The sequence below is a fragment of the Sphingomonas sp. S-NIH.Pt15_0812 genome, from assembly GCF_003951315.1.
In the GTDB taxonomy this organism is placed as follows: Bacteria; Pseudomonadota; Alphaproteobacteria; order Sphingomonadales; family Sphingomonadaceae; genus Sphingomonas.
In genome coordinates, this window is sequence record NZ_QLJH01000010.1 from 74,760 (window position 1) to 88,250 (window position 13,491).

Consider the following 13,491-nt stretch of genomic DNA (forward strand, 5'->3'; position numbering starts at 1 on the left):
ATGGCGCGCCCGGTTTGGGTGAAGGCGCCGGGCGGGGTCTGACTCGCGCCGGGCCCAGGCCCGACGATCACAGTGGCGCGACCGCGCCGGATTCCCACCGGCTTCCCGCCCGGCTCCGATGGCCCATGCTCTGCCGGCTTGCGGCGGGCGCGTCAACCGAGCAGAGGCGGGGGCGTCATGTCGATCCGGCTCGTCCTGCTCTGCGCCGCCGCGACCGCCGCGCGCCGTGGCCCCGGCTTTCCCGATCCGGCCGATCCGCTGGATGCGGGCGGCATCGCCAAGGCGCGTGGGTTGCGGCTGGAGGGGCCCCCGCCCGAGCGGGTCGTGACGGCGCCCGATGGCGCGGCGCGGGAGACGGCGGCGTTGCTCGCCCTGTCCGCCCGAGAGGTCGAGGCGCTGGCGGATCGCGACCATGGTGCGTGGACGGGGCGCGGCTTCGACGCGATCGATCCGGCCGCGCTGACCGGCTGGTTCGCCGCGCCCGCCGCCGCGCCGCCGGGGGGCGAGTCGATGGCGGCGGTGGCGGCGCGGGTCGGGCCATGGCTCGCCGGTCTGGACGGTCGCGTGCTGGCGATCACCCATGCGGCGGTGATCCGCGCCGCGATCGCGGTGGCGCTCGATGTGCCGGTGGCGGCGACGCTGGCGATCGATGTCGCGCCGCTGACCAGCGTCGTCCTGTCGCGCCGGGGTCGCTGGCGGCTGCAAGCGCTGCGCCCGCGATAGTCGCGCGGCGCAACTTCGGGGCTCAGTCCGCCGGCCCCCGCCGCAGCAGATAGCTGTCCATGATCCAGCCATGCCGCGCACGCAGTTCGGCACGAAGGGACGGGATGGTGTCGCGCAGGGTGGCGAGCGGCCCGGCGGCGAGCGCCTCCTGCGCCATGCCGAGATAGGCCCCCCACCAGATCCGCACGCCCGCCGGATCGACGGTGCGGAACGCGGCCCCGGCATCGAGCATCACCGCGACGCTATCGACCCCCGCCGGCCATCCGTCCGCGACCAGCCGCCGGCCGGTCGTCACCAGCACCGGCGCGCCCAGCGTGTTGAGCGGAATGGCATGGGCGGCGGTCAGCGCCTGGAGGGCGGTGATGCCGGGCACGACGCGCACCGTCATCCGCATCGCCCCGGCGGTCAGCCGCGCCGCGATGCGCAGGCTGCTGTCGTAGAGCGACGGATCGCCCCAGACGAGCAGCGCCAGCCGCCCGCCATCCGGCAGATGCTCGGCGATCGCGCGCGCCCAGGCGGCGGCGATCGCATCGTGCCAGACGTCGACCGCCGCCAGATAGGGGCCGTCGCGGCCGCGCTCCGGCAGGTCGAAGGCGACGATGCGCGCATCGGTCGCCACCGATCCGCACAGCGCCCGGCGCAGGTCGAGTAGTTCGACCGTCTCGGCCCGCTTGGCGGGCAGCAGGATCAGGTCGGCGTCGCGCATCGCCGCCTCGCCCGCGCGGGTCAGGTGGTCGGGATTGCCGGTGCCGATGCCGATCAGGCTGAGCGCGATCCGCGGCCCGTCCCCGCTCATGCCTCGGCCCGGATCAGGTGGAAGAAACTGCCGGTCACCGCGCCGCGCCGCGATCCCGTCTCCGGCACCACCGTCCCTTCGGCGTCGGTGACGATGGCGAGCGGCGCGTCGGGTTGCGCCTGGATGGTGCAGTAATGGAACTCATGGCCGGTCAGCACGGTGTCCGCCGGGATCGCGCCGACCGGATGCGCCAGCACCGCGCTGCGATAGCCGAGATGCATCCGCCGCTGCTGGTGGCTGGTGACCAGGCCGAGCAGCCCGGCCATGCGATGCGACACCCCCTGCGCGTCGATCAGCGCCTCGCCCAGCGCCATATAGCCCCCGCATTCGCCATGCACCGCGCCGCCGCGCGCGACATGGCGGTGCAGCCCGTCGCGGAACCGGTCGGCGGCGGCGAGACGGCCGGCATGAAGCTCGGGATAGCCGCCGGGCAGCCAGACCATCTCCGCATCCCCGTCCGGCGCTTCGTCGGCGAGCGGCGAGAAGGGCCGGATCTCCGCCCCCGCGCCATGCCAGTCGCGCACCAGATGCGGATAGGTGAAGCTGAACGCCGCGTCGCGCGCCAGGGCGATGCGCTGCGCCGGGGGCGGGGCGGCGGTCGCCATTCCGGTCGGGCGGACGGCGGTGACGGCGGCGGCCTCGCGCAACGCGGCGAGGTCGACATGCATTCGGACCAGCGCGGCGCACGCGTCGATATGCGCGTCCAGCGCCGGATGCTCGGTCGCCTGGACCAGCCCCAGATGGCGTTCGGGCAGGGTCAGGTCGGGCCGGCGCGGCAGGCTGCCGAACACGCGCAGGCCGGCCGCCTCCATGCCTCGGCGCACCAGCCGCTCGTGACGCGGGCTGGCGACGCGGTTCAGGATCACGCCCGCCACCGGCACGGCGGGGTCGAAGCCGGCGAAGCCGAAGGCGGTGGCGGCGGCGGATTGCGCCTGGCCCGACACGTCGATCACCAGCACCACCGGCCAGCCCATCCGCATGGTGATGTCAGCGCTGGCCCCGTGCCCGGTCGCGCCGCGCGTGGCGACGCCGTCGAACAGGCCCATCGACCCCTCCGCCAGCGCCAGCGTCGCCTGGTCGTCGACATTGGCCAGCGTGTCGAGCAGCGCGCCCGGCATCGCCCAGCTGTCGAGATTATAGGACTCCCGGCCGCAGGCGATCCGGTGGAAGGCGGGGTCGATATAATCGGGTCCGCATTTGAACGGCTGCACCGCCACGCCGTCGTCGCGCAGCGCCCGGAGCAGCCCGAGCATCACGGTGGTCTTGCCGGTGCCCGAGGCGGGGGCGGCGATCACCAGGCCGGGACAGGTCATGCCTGCGCCTCCACCGAACGGAAGCGGCGGTCGTAACCGGCGTCATAGAGGCGGCTGGCGGCGAAGTCGGTGGTGCCCAGTACGCGGCCGACCAGGATCAGCGCGGTCCGTTCCGGTCCGTCCGCCGCCGCCCGTTCGATGGTGGCGAGCGTGGCGCGGACGATCCGCTCCTCCGGCCAGCTCGCCCGCCAGACGATCGCGACCGGGCAGTCCGCGCCGTACAGGGGCCGTAGCTCGGCGACGACGCCGGCCAGATTGTGAATCGACAGGTGGATCGCCAGCGTCGCCCCGGTCGCGGCGAAGGCGCGGAGGGTTTCGGCCGGCGGCATGGCGCTGGCGCGGCCGGGGGTGCGGGTCAGCACCAGCGATTGCGCCACGCCGGGCAGGGTCAGCTCCGCCTCCAGCGCGGCGGCGGCGGCGGCGAAGGCGGGGACGCCGGGGGTGACCGTCACGGGAATGCCGAGTCCGCGCAGGGCACGCAGCTGCTCGCCCATCGCCGACCAGATCGACGGGTCGCCCGAATGGAGCCGTGCCACGTCCAGCCCCGCCTCATGCGCCGCGACCATCTCGGCCAGGATGTCGTCGAGCGACAAGGGCGCGGTGTTCACGATCCGCGCGCCCGGCGGGCAATGGTCGAGCAGGGCGGCGGGCACCAGCGACCCTGCATAGAGGCAGACGGGCGAGCCGGCGATCCGGTCGCGGCCGCGCAGGGTCAGGAGATCGGGCGCGCCGGGGCCGGCGCCGATGAAATGGACGGTCATGATGGTCTTCTCTGGGCGATGGCGCAGGTGGCGGTGCGGTCGGTGGCGATGTGGCGGGGGCGGAGCAGGCGCGCACCCGGCCCGGCGCCGGCCAGGGCGGCGGCCTCGGCGACGCTGCCGGTGCCGCGCCGGGCGAGGCTGATCGCGGAGCGGGTCGGGGTGGCGCGGCCTTCCAGCATCTCGGGCGACAGCGCGAGCAGCGGCAGGCCGAGCGTCGCGGCCAGCGGCGCGAGCGCGGCGCAGCGATCCGCCGGCGCGGCGAGGGCATCGATCCGTCCACCGCCCCAGGCGCCGGCGAGCGCATCGGCATAGGCGGCGGCGGTCGCGGCGGCGCGGCCGCCAAAGCCGGCGACGATCACAGCACTGCGCTCCACTGCACCACCGGATAGCTGGCGCGCCAGCCGCGTCGCGACCCCAGCGGCCGCGCCTCGGCCAGCTCGATCCGCAACAGCATGCCGCCGCGCCGGTCATGCCATTCGGCGAGCAGCATCTCCGACTCCAGCGTCACCGCATGGGCGACGATGCGGGTGCCGGCGGGCATCGCGGTCGACAGCATCGCGAGCAGCGGCGCGGACAGGCCGCCGCCGATGAATACGGCGTCGGGCGGCGGTCGGTCGAACAGGCAGTCGGGGGCGCTGCCGGTGACGATCGCCAGCCGGTCGACGCCCAGCCGCCGCGCATTGTCGGCGGCCCGCTCTGCCCGGACCGGATCGCGCTCAAAGCCGGTGGCGCGATTGTGCGGATGCGCCAGCAACCATTCGATGCCGATCGCGCCCGAGCCGGCGCCGATATCCCACAGATGCTCGCCGGGCCGGGGGGCGAGCGCGGACAGGGCCAGCGCCCGCATCGGCCGCTTGCTGATCTGTCCGTCATGCGCGAACCAGCCGTCGTCGATCCCGGCGACGCAGGCCAGGGTGTCGCCCGTGCCCGCCACCTCCAGCGCGACCGCGACCGGATGGCGGATATCGCCCGGCAGGGTGTCGGCGGCACCGAAGCGGCGGACGCGCTCGGCCGGGCCGCCCAGCGCCTCCAGCACATGGAGGGTGGAGGCGGCGAAGCCCCGCACGCGCAGATAGTCGGCCAGCGCGCCGACCGCCGTCCCGTCGCGCAGCAGCAGGATCGCGCGGGCGTCCGGCGCCAGCAGCGGCCGCAGCCGGTCGAGCGGCGCGGCGTGCAGTCCCAGGCACTGGCAGCGCTCGATCGCCCAGCCCAGCCGCGCGGCGGCGAGCGCGAAGCTGGACGGGGCGGGGTGGGCGATCCATTCGCCCGGCGCCAGCCGCTCGGCGACCAGGCTGCCCGCGCCGAACCAGAACGGGTCGCCCGAAGCGAGCATCACCACCCGCCGGCCGCGTTCGGCAAGCAGCGGGTCGAGGGCGAAGGGCACCGGCCAGGCGATGCGTCGGCTCGCGATGCCGTCCGGCACCAGCGCCAGGTGGCGGGACGCGCCGACCAGGATCTCCGCCTGTTCCAGCGCGATGCGGCTTGCGTCGCTCAGGCCCGCCGGTCCATCCTCGCCGATCCCGATGATCGTCAGCCACGGACCCGCTTCAGCCATGCCGCATCTCCTGATCCTGGGCGGCACGACCGAAGCGACCGCGCTGGCCACCGCCTGCGCCGCGCGCGGGTTGCCCGCGACGCTCAGCTATGCGGGGCGCACCGCGAAGCCGGCCGCGCAGGCCGTGCCGGTGCGCGTCGGCGGGTTCGGCGGCGCGGCGGGGCTGGCCGCCTGGATGGCGGCGGCGGGCGTCACGCATCTGGTCGACGCCACCCATCCCTTCGCCGCGCGGATCAGCGCCAATGCGGTCGTCGCAGCGGCGCAGGCCGGCGTGCCGCTGGTGGCGCTGACCCGTCCGCCCTGGCGGGAACAGATCGGCGACGGGTGGAGCCATGTGGCGGACATTCCAGCGGCGGTCGCGGCGCTGGCCGGGCCGGCCGAGCGCATCTTGCTGGCGCTGGGGCGGATGCATGTCGGGGCCTTCGTGACGCAGCCGCAGCATCATTACCTCCTCCGCTTCGTCGATCCGCCGGTCGAGCCTCCGGCGCTGCCCCACCATCATCTGGTCGTCGATCGCGGGCCGTTCACCGTGGCGGGCGACCGCGCGCTGATCGCCGCGCATGGCATCCAGCGGATCGTCTGCAAGAATGCCGGCGGGACCGGTGCGGAGGCGAAGCTGATCGCCGCGCGCGAGCTGAGCGTGCCGGTGCTGATGATCGACCGCCCCTTGCTGCCCGAACGGACGACCGTGGACAGCGTCGCGGCGGTGTTCGACTGGCTGGCGGATCATGACGCGGACCGGGGCGTGTAGAGCCACGATCCGCCCGGCCGCTCGACGATCCGCGTCTGGCTGGAACCCACGATCACCATCGTCCGCATGTCGGCCATGTCGCCGCTCGCCCGACCCAGCGGCACGATGCGCAACGCTTCGTCCGCCGTGGTGACGGCGCGGGCGAACAGCACCGGGCGGTCGTCGCCACAGGTGGCGCGCAGGATGGCCAGGGCCCGGTCGAGACCCTCGGGCCGCGTCCTGGAGCGCGGGTTGTAGAAGGCGATGGCGAAATCCGCCGCCGCCGCCAGCGCCACCCGGCGCGCGACGAGCGACCAGGGTTTGAGGTTGTCCGACAGGTTGATCGCGCAGAAATCATGGCCCAGCGGCGCGCCCGCCCGCGCCGCGGCGGCGAGCATCGCGGTGATGCCGGGCAGCACGCGGATGTCGAGCGCGCGCCAGGGGGCGGGGCCCGCCTCCACCGCTTCGAACACCGCCGCCGCCATGGCGAAGACGCCGGGATCGCCCGACGAGACGACGACCACGCGCGCGCCCGCCGCCGCCAGCGCCAGCGCCTGTTCGGCGCGCGCGCGCTCGACCCGGTTGTCGCTGGCATGAAGCGTCAGGCCCGGACGCGGCGCGACGCGCGCGACATAGGGGATATAGCCGATCACGTCGGTCGCCTGCGCCAGCGCGTCCTGCACCTCGGGCGTGACCAGCGCCTCGTCGCCCGGTCCCAGGCCGGCGATGGCGAGCCTGCCGCTCACGGCCGCCGCCCCCGGCCATGGATCAGCAGGATCGCGAAATAGGGGGCGGTGTCGTCGGCCTCGGCCAGCGGGCGGACGCGCTCGCCCGGCATGGCGGCATATTCGACCAGCCAAGCCTCTCCGGTCCGCCCCGCCGCCGCGACCGCGCGGCGCAGCTTGGGCAGGTGGCGGCCGATCTTCATCACCACCAGCGCGTCGGTGTCGCGGATGCGGCGGGTCAGCTCCGCCTCGGACAGCGTGGCGGTGGCGACGGTCAGCACGTCGTCGCCCCAGGTGATCGGCTGGCCGCTGGCGGTCCAGGCCCCCGACATGCCGGTGATCGCCGGCACCACCGCGACCGGCACCTGCGACCGCAGCCGGGCGTGGAGGTGCATGAACGATCCGTAGAAGAAGGGATCGCCCTCGCACAGCACCACCACATCCTCGCCGCCCTGCGCCAGCGCGGCGAGATGCGCAGTGCAGCGCGCGTAGAAGGACGCGAGCCGGTCGTTGTAATCGGGATGGTCGACCGGGATCTCGGTCGTCACCGGATAGTCCATCGCATATTCGACCGCATCGGCGCGCAGCAGGTCGCCGACGATGGTGCGGGCATGGCCGCGCCGCCCGCGTTTGCGGAAATAGGCGATGTGGCGGGTGCCGCGCACCAGCCGGTCGGCGCGGACGCTCATCAGGTCGGCGGCGCCGGGGCCGAGGCCCACGCCATGGATGGTGCCGCAGCTCATTCGGCGCGGCTCGCCAGCGCGTTGACGGCGGCGACGGTGATCGCGCTGCCGCCCAGCCGCCCCCGGACGATCGCGCACGGCACGGGCGCCTCGGCCCAGAGCGCGTCCTTCGACTCGACCGCGCCGACGAAGCCGACCGGACAGCCGATGATCGCGGCGGGGCGGGGGCAGGCGGGATCGGCGAGCATGTCGAGCAGGTGGAACAGGGCGGTCGGCGCATTGCCGATCGCCACCACCGCGCCGGCCAGATGCGGCCGCCATGCCTCCAGCGCCGCCGCCGACCGGGTATTGCCCATCGCCGCCGCCCGTTCGGCCACGCCGGGATCGTGGAGCGTGCAGATCACCGCATTGCCGGCGGGCAGGCGGGGACGGGTGATCCCCTCGCTGACCATGCGCGCGTCGCACAGGATCGGCGCGCCCGCCGCCAGCGCCGCGCGCGCCGCCACCGCGAAGCCGGGTGCAAAGTGGATATGGGCGGCCAGATCGACCAGCCCGGCGGCATGGATCATCCGCACCGCCACCGGCTCCTCCTCGGCCGAGAAGCGGGCGAGATCGGCCTCGGCGCGGATGATGGCGAAGGACCGGCGATAGATCGCCGCGCCATCGGTTTCGTAGGAATGGGGCATCAACAGGCTCCGAAACGGGCGAGGAGTGTGGCGGCGTCCAGCCCCGCCTCGACGGGCGGATAGCCCGCGCGGGCGGCGAGCCCCAGGTCGAAACGGCCGTCGCGCCCGGTCAGCACGACCCGGGCGGGGCCGCTCCGCGCGCAGCCCTTGGCGCAGCCCGAGACGTGCAGCCCGGCGACATGCGGGGCGAGGCGGCGGGCGAGGTCGCGGGTCGCGACGCTCGCCTGCGGACAGGCGGGCGCGCCGACACAGGCATGGGCGGCGAGCAGCGGATCGGCGGGGTCGAGGGCGAGGCCCGGCACCGGCACCGCCGCCGCGTCCTCGACCAGCAGCAGGCGCCACGGGGTCAGCCGCACGGCGGATGCGTCGGGTCGGTCGACCAGGGCGGTGAGCGCGTCCGCCGCGATCCGGCCGAAGGGCAGGCCGTACAGCGCCCCCAGCGGATGCGGCCCCGCCGCGAGCGGGCCGCCCTGCGCGGGCCGGGCATCGCCCTGCGCCCAGCCGGGCAGCGGCACCGGATGCCGCGCCATCCGCCCGCTGGCCGCGCCGCCGGTGTCGCGGAACCAGCGCGCCAGATCGATCGCCGCCGCCGCTTCCTCGCCCCAGGCAAGCGCCACGCCGGTCGCCTGTCCCCCGGTGCGCAGCATCGGGCCACCCTCCACCGACCGTTCGATGCGGATGTCGGCGGGCGTGTCGCTCAGCCGACAGGAGCGCCCGGCATCGACCGCGAAGCCGAACTTGGCGGGGAGCGCCGGCCATTCGCCGCGCAATGCGAGCAGGTCGGTGGCGATGCGATGCGTGTCGTCGCCCGCCCGCCAGTCGGGCGCGACCGTCAATCCCGCCTGCGCATCGATCGCCGGATCGGGATCGACCAGGTCCAGCGCGACCAGCGCCTCGACCAGCGGTCGCCAGTCCGCCTCGCCGACGCCGCGCAGTTGCAGATTGGCGCGACGCGTCAGGTCGATCTCACCATTGCCGAACCGCGCCGCCGCCGCCGCCAGGCCCAGCGCCTGCGCCGCCGACACGCGGCCGAGCGCCGGCCGGATGCGGACCAGCAGTCCGTCGCCCGCCGCCATCGGCCGCCATGCGGCCGGACACCAGCCCCTGACCGCCGCGGTCATGCCCGCTCCTCCAGCCAGGCGATGATGGCGTTGCGCCGCGTCGGCCACAGGCCCGAGCGATGAAGCGCGGCGAACCGCGCCTCCATCGCGCGCAACGCGTCCGGGTTCGCCGCCGCCATGAAGGCGCGCACCTCGTCGCGGCCGAGCGTCGCGTCGTGATAGAGGTCGATCAGCGCCGGCGGCACGATCCGCGCCAGATGCGCGAAGCTGCCGAGATGGTCGAGCGTCGCCGCCAGCTCCGCCGCGCCGCGATATCCGTGCCGCATCATCCCCGCCACCCAGCGCGGATCGGCGGCGCGGGCGCGGACGGTGCGGGCGATCTCCTCCGCCAGCGGCCGGGCGCGGGGGCGAGTCGGATCGCGCGTGTCGAGATGCCAGAGCGCGGCGGACCCGCCGGTCAGGCGTTGCGCGGCGGCGAAGCCGGCCTGATGCGCGGCATGGTCGGCGGCGAGCAGCAGGTCGGTCTCGGGCAGGTCGTGGCAATGGACGAAGGCGTCGGCCGCCGCGACCCGCGCCGCGAGGCCCGGCGCATCGGCGACCCCGTCGCTGTCCGGCGCGTCGAAGGCGTAGCGCGATGCGGCGAGCCACGCCTCGCCCGCGCGGGTGCGGCCCGCTTCGTCATAGTCGTCGACGGCATCGCCCATCGCCAGGCCGTAGCGGCCCGGGGCGGGGCCATAGACGCGGGGCGCCGGCTTGCGCCCGACGAACGGGTTCCAGTCCGCCGGTTCGTCGCGGTCGCACAGGGCGCGCACCGCCTGGCCGAACAGCGCGCACAGGCTGGGGAAAGTGTCGCGGAACAGGCCAGAGATGCGCAGCGTCACGTCGATGCGCGGCCGGTCCATCTCCAGCAGCGGCCGCACCGCGATCCCGGTCACCCGGTCCGACCCGTCGTCCCAGACCGGCGCCACGCCGAGCAGGTGGAGCGCCATCGCGAACTCCTCGCCCGCCGTGCGCATCGTCGCCGATCCCCACAGGTCGACGACCAGCGCGCGCGGATAATCGCCCTGTTCCTGCAAATGGCGGCGGACCAGTTCGTCGGCGAGCGTCACCCCCTGCGCATGGGCGGCGCGCGAGGGGATGGCGCGCGGGTCGACGCTGTAGAGGTTGCGCCCGGTCGGCAGCACGTCGCGCCGGCCGCGCCAGGGCGAGCCGGCCGGGCCGGGCTCGATCCGCCGGCCCGCCAGCGCGCGGAGCAGCCCGTCGCGCTCGGCCTCCGCACAGGCATCCCGGCCATAGACATGCAGGCCCTCGCCGAAGCGGCTGTCCTTCACGTCGCAGACGAATGCATCGATCCGCGCCATCGCCTCCGTCCGGCTGGCGGCGCGGGCGAGGCCGAGTTCGGCGGCGAGGCCCAGCGCCTCGGCCTCCTGCTCGATCGCGCCCTGCAACCGGTCGCGCCGCGCCGGGTCGAGCCCGTCGGCGGTGGCATATTCGTCGAGCAGCGATTCGAGCCGGCCCAACCCTACGCCGGCGCCGGTCCCCACCGTCTCCAGCCGGGGCGGCAGATGGCCGAGCGTCACCGCGCCGATCCGCCGCCGCGCCTGCGCCGCCTCGCCCGGATCGTTGACGATGAAGGGATAGAGGATCGGCAGGGGGCCGGTCAGCGCCTCCGGCCAGCACGCGCCCGACAGCGCCACCGCCTTGCCCGGCAGCCATTCCAGCGTGCCGTGCGCGCCGACATGGACCAGCGCGTGGAGGCCCTGGGCGCGCAGCCAGAGGTAGAAGGCGACATAGGCGTGGCGCGGGGCCAGCGACAGGTCGTGATAATCGGCGGCGCGGTCGTCGGCGGTGCCGCGCTCGGGTTGCAGCGCGACCCATATACGGCCCCGCCGGGTCGCGGCGAAATGGAAGGCGCCGTCGCGCACCGCCGGGTCGGCGTCCGGCGCGCCCCAGCGCTGCGCCAGATCGTTCCGAAGCGATTGGGGCAGGGTCGCCAGCGCGGCGTGATATTCCGCGAGCGGCCAGGCGATGACCTCGTCCGACAGTGCCCGGTCGAGCGGTGCGCCCGGCCCAGTGGCATAGCCCGCGTCCCTCCAGTCGGCGAGCATCGCCTCGGCCGAGGCGATCGCGTCGAGGCCGACGGCATGCGCCATCTGCCAGCTCTTGCCCGGATAGGTGGAAAGCACGATCGCCACCCGCCGCTCCGCCGCCGGGGTGGCGGCGAGGCGGTGCCAGCCGGCGACGCGGTCGGCGATGGCGGCGATCCGCTCGGGCTCGGGCTGGTGCGCGCGGGGGGCGAAGTGGAGCGCGGGATCGCGCGCGCCGGCCTGTTTGAAGCTGGCGACGCCGGCGAAGATCCGCCCGTCGATCTCGGGCAGGACGACATGCATCGCCAGGTCGGCCGGCGACAAGCCGCGCGGGGCGGTCGCCCAGGCGGCGCGGTCCGAGGTGGCGAGCGCGACCTGGAAGACGGGCGCGTCGCCGTCGAGCGGGCTGCCCATATCGTCGTCGCGCGCCGCGAAGGCGGTGGCGTTGACGATCGCCGCCGGGGCCAGCGCCGCCACCCAGCGCCGCAGCCAGCCGCGCGCGTCCGCGGCCTTGAGCGACGGCACGAACAGCGCCGCGACCGCGAAGCCGCGCGCCGTCAGCGCCCGTTCCAGCGCGGCGACGGGCGCGAGATCCTCGGCGAGCAGATAGGAGCGATAGAAGGTGAGGAGGACCAGCGGCCGGGAGCTGGTCCATCGATGGGTCCAGAGGCTGGCGGCGGGGCAGGCCAGGCCATGGCTCGCGCTCCACCCGCCGACCGGGGCGAGCGGCGCCGGCATGACCGCGACGGGCGCGGCCAGCCCCGCCGCCTCCGCCAGCAGCGCCAGGGCCGCCCGCGCCGCCGCCGCGCCGCCCTGGTCGCACAGCGCCGCCAGCCGCGCGAGCAGCGCCGGGGGCAGGGTGGATCGCTCGGTCAGCGTCGGATCGGCCCGGCCGTCGCCGCTGACGATCGCCAGCGCGATGCCCCGGTTGCGGGCCAGCGCCTCGACCTGTTGCAGGCCATAGCTCCACCAGGCGGGGCCGCCGATCATCCGCACCAGGATCGCCTTCGCGCCCGACAGCGTCCGCTCGACATAGGTGTCGACCGACAGCGGATGCGCCAGATCGCCCAAATTGGCGAGGCGCAGCGCGGGCAGCGGCGTGCCGTCGCCGGCGGCGCCATGCCAGCCGGCGGCGAACGCGCCCAGGTCGCTGTCGGAAAAGGACAGCACGACCAGCGCCGCCGGGTCCTGCGCCAGGTCGCGCGGGGTGGCGGTCTCCTCCAGGCCGTGGCTCTCGCGGAAGACGAGGTGCATTGGGGCTCAGCCGGCCAGCGCGGCTCCGATCGCGGCGGGATCGATCCGGTCATGCTCGGCGATCACCACCAGCCGGGTGACGCGCGGTTCGCCGGGCCGCCAGGGCCGGTCATATTGGGTCCGCACGCGCGCGCCGACCGCCTGGACCAGCAGCCGCATCGGCTTGCCGCGCACGGCGGCATGACCCTTCACCCGCAGGATGTCCTGGTCGCGCGCCATCGCCTCGATCCGGGCGACCAGATCGGCGGGATCGTCGATCTCGCCGGCCTGATGGACCAGCGAGTCGAAGTCGTCATGCTCGTGATCGTCGGCGCCGTCGTGATGCGAGGGGCGGGCGGCGATATCGTCCTCGGCCGTCGCCTCCAGTCCCAGCACCACCGCCGGGTCGATCCGTCCGTCGACCAGCTCGACCACCGGCACCGGGCGCGGCGCGGTGGCGGCGATGGTCGCGCGCGCGGCGGCGATCCCCTCCGCCCCGGCCAGGTCGCCCTTGGTCAGCAGCACCAGGTCGGCACAGGCGAGCTGGTCCTCGAACAGCTCGGCGAGCGGCGTGTCATGGTCCAGCTCGGGATCGGCGGCGCGCTGCGCCTCCAGCCGGGCGAGGTCGGGGGCGAAGCGACCCGCCGCCACCGCCTCCGCATCGGCCAGCGCGACGACGCCGTCGACGGTGATGCGCGAGCGGATCGCGGGCCAGTCGAACGCCTTGAGCAGCGGCTTGGGCAGCGCCAGGCCCGACGTCTCGATGACGATATGGTCGGGGCGGGGATCGAGCGCGAGCAGTTGCTCGACGGTCGGGATGAAGTCGTCGGCGACGGTGCAGCAGATGCAGCCATTGGCCAGCTCGACGATATTCTCGGCCGGGCAATCGGGGATGGCGCAGCCCTTCAGGATCTCGCCGTCGATGCCGAGCGTGCCGAACTCGTTGACCACCACCGCCAGCCGTCGCCCGGCGGAACGGCGGATCAGCTCGCTGACCAAAGTGGTCTTGCCCGCGCCCAGGAAGCCGGTGACGATGGTGACGGGAATACGCGAAAGGTCGGTCATGGTGTCTCCGCGCGGGCGCCCTGGCAACGACACGGACGGGGCCTTGTGCGGCCGGCGCGTGGGACCGGGCGGG

Annotated in this window: 13 protein-coding genes and 1 riboswitch; of the genes, 2 read left to right on the forward strand and 11 right to left on the reverse strand. The window is 74.8% G+C overall.

Features of this window, described 5'->3' with window-relative positions; genetic code table 11:
* Positions 1 to 35: 35 nt before the first annotated feature.
* A riboswitch (cobalamin riboswitch) is annotated at positions 36 to 107 on the reverse strand.
* 70 nt (positions 108 to 177) lie between these two features.
* Entirely contained in the window at positions 178 to 723 is a 546-nt protein-coding gene (locus BRX43_RS08765; RefSeq protein ID WP_125994467.1) for a phosphoglycerate mutase family protein, read from the forward strand.
* Between the two features lie 22 nt (positions 724 to 745).
* Here the strand turns inward: BRX43_RS08765 and cobF are convergent, their stop codons facing one another.
* Genes cobF through cbiE form a run of 5 tightly spaced genes read right to left on the reverse strand, consistent with a single transcriptional unit; the run spans position 746 to position 5,148 of the window.
* Entirely contained in the window at positions 746 to 1,519 is a 774-nt protein-coding gene (cobF, locus tag BRX43_RS08770) for a precorrin-6A synthase (deacetylating) (protein ID WP_125994468.1), read from the reverse strand.
* Entirely contained in the window at positions 1,516 to 2,832 is a 1,317-nt protein-coding gene (locus BRX43_RS08775; RefSeq protein ID WP_125994469.1) for a cobyrinate a,c-diamide synthase, read from the reverse strand. Before BRX43_RS08775 ends, cobF begins: the two co-directional genes overlap by 4 nt.
* A complete protein-coding gene (gene cobM, locus BRX43_RS08780) occupies positions 2,829 to 3,593 on the reverse strand; it encodes a precorrin-4 C(11)-methyltransferase (RefSeq protein WP_125994470.1) in 765 nt (254 codons plus the stop codon). The genes BRX43_RS08775 and cobM overlap by 4 nt, the downstream gene beginning before the upstream one ends.
* Positions 3,590 to 3,967 carry a cobalamin biosynthesis protein gene (locus BRX43_RS08785; protein ID WP_241214865.1) on the reverse strand — a complete coding sequence of 126 codons (378 nt, stop codon included), beginning with the start codon at positions 3,965 to 3,967 and terminating at the stop codon, positions 3,590 to 3,592. Before BRX43_RS08785 ends, cobM begins: the two co-directional genes overlap by 4 nt.
* On the reverse strand, positions 3,949 to 5,148 hold the full coding sequence (cbiE, locus tag BRX43_RS08790) for a precorrin-6y C5,15-methyltransferase (decarboxylating) subunit CbiE (protein ID WP_125994471.1): 1,200 nt from the start codon (positions 5,146 to 5,148) through the stop codon (positions 3,949 to 3,951). The genes BRX43_RS08785 and cbiE overlap by 19 nt, the downstream gene beginning before the upstream one ends.
* Between cbiE and BRX43_RS08795 the strand changes: the two genes are divergently transcribed.
* Entirely contained in the window at positions 5,147 to 5,899 is a 753-nt protein-coding gene (locus BRX43_RS08795) for a cobalt-precorrin-6A reductase (RefSeq protein ID WP_125994472.1), read from the forward strand. The genes cbiE and BRX43_RS08795 overlap by 2 nt on opposite strands.
* Here BRX43_RS08795 and cobJ read toward each other — a convergent pair.
* The 6 genes from cobJ to cobW are packed head-to-tail and all read right to left on the reverse strand — an operon-like array spanning position 5,875 to position 13,418.
* On the reverse strand, positions 5,875 to 6,624 hold the full coding sequence (gene cobJ / locus BRX43_RS08800) for a precorrin-3B C(17)-methyltransferase (protein WP_125994473.1): 750 nt from the start codon (positions 6,622 to 6,624) through the stop codon (positions 5,875 to 5,877). The genes BRX43_RS08795 and cobJ overlap by 25 nt on opposite strands.
* On the reverse strand, positions 6,621 to 7,346 hold the full coding sequence (gene cobI, locus BRX43_RS08805) for a precorrin-2 C(20)-methyltransferase (RefSeq protein ID WP_125994474.1): 726 nt from the start codon (positions 7,344 to 7,346) through the stop codon (positions 6,621 to 6,623). The genes cobJ and cobI overlap by 4 nt, the downstream gene beginning before the upstream one ends.
* On the reverse strand, positions 7,343 to 7,972 hold the full coding sequence (locus BRX43_RS08810) for a precorrin-8X methylmutase (protein ID WP_125994475.1): 630 nt from the start codon (positions 7,970 to 7,972) through the stop codon (positions 7,343 to 7,345). The genes cobI and BRX43_RS08810 overlap by 4 nt, the downstream gene beginning before the upstream one ends.
* The gene (locus BRX43_RS08815) at positions 7,972 to 9,093 is read right to left on the reverse strand and encodes a cobalamin biosynthesis protein CobG (RefSeq protein WP_125994476.1); all 1,122 of its coding nucleotides are present in this window, start codon (positions 9,091 to 9,093) and stop codon (positions 7,972 to 7,974) included. The genes BRX43_RS08810 and BRX43_RS08815 overlap by 1 nt, the downstream gene beginning before the upstream one ends.
* Positions 9,090 to 12,374, reverse strand: coding sequence for a cobaltochelatase subunit CobN (gene cobN, locus BRX43_RS08820; RefSeq protein ID WP_125994477.1), 3,285 nt, complete (start codon positions 12,372 to 12,374; stop codon positions 9,090 to 9,092). Before cobN ends, BRX43_RS08815 begins: the two co-directional genes overlap by 4 nt.
* A 6-nt stretch (positions 12,375 to 12,380) precedes the next feature.
* Positions 12,381 to 13,418 carry a cobalamin biosynthesis protein CobW gene (gene cobW, locus BRX43_RS08825; protein ID WP_125994478.1) on the reverse strand — a complete coding sequence of 346 codons (1,038 nt, stop codon included), beginning with the start codon at positions 13,416 to 13,418 and terminating at the stop codon, positions 12,381 to 12,383.
* Positions 13,419 to 13,491 lie beyond the last annotated feature (73 nt).

Excerpts from the sequence above, each read along its gene's own strand:
- BRX43_RS08810 (WP_125994475.1), bottom strand. The coding sequence starts at position 7,972 with ATGCCCCATTCCTACGAAACCGATGGCGCGGCGATCTATCGCCGGTCC.
- cobF (WP_125994468.1), bottom strand. The coding sequence starts at position 1,519 with ATGAGCGGGGACGGGCCGCGGATCGCGCTCAGCCTGATCGGCATCGGC.
- BRX43_RS08775 (WP_125994469.1), bottom strand. The coding sequence starts at position 2,832 with ATGACCTGTCCCGGCCTGGTGATCGCCGCCCCCGCCTCGGGCACCGGC.
- cobM (WP_125994470.1), bottom strand. The coding sequence starts at position 3,593 with ATGACCGTCCATTTCATCGGCGCCGGCCCCGGCGCGCCCGATCTCCTG.
- cbiE (WP_125994471.1), bottom strand. The coding sequence starts at position 5,148 with ATGGCTGAAGCGGGTCCGTGGCTGACGATCATCGGGATCGGCGAGGAT.
- BRX43_RS08765 (WP_125994467.1), top strand. The coding sequence starts at position 178 with ATGTCGATCCGGCTCGTCCTGCTCTGCGCCGCCGCGACCGCCGCGCGC.
- BRX43_RS08795 (WP_125994472.1), top strand. The coding sequence starts at position 5,147 with ATGCCGCATCTCCTGATCCTGGGCGGCACGACCGAAGCGACCGCGCTG.
- cobN (WP_125994477.1), bottom strand. The coding sequence starts at position 12,374 with ATGCACCTCGTCTTCCGCGAGAGCCACGGCCTGGAGGAGACCGCCACC.
- cobI (WP_125994474.1), bottom strand. The coding sequence starts at position 7,346 with ATGAGCTGCGGCACCATCCATGGCGTGGGCCTCGGCCCCGGCGCCGCC.
- cobW (WP_125994478.1), bottom strand. The coding sequence starts at position 13,418 with ATGACCGACCTTTCGCGTATTCCCGTCACCATCGTCACCGGCTTCCTG.
- BRX43_RS08815 (WP_125994476.1), bottom strand. The coding sequence starts at position 9,093 with ATGACCGCGGCGGTCAGGGGCTGGTGTCCGGCCGCATGGCGGCCGATG.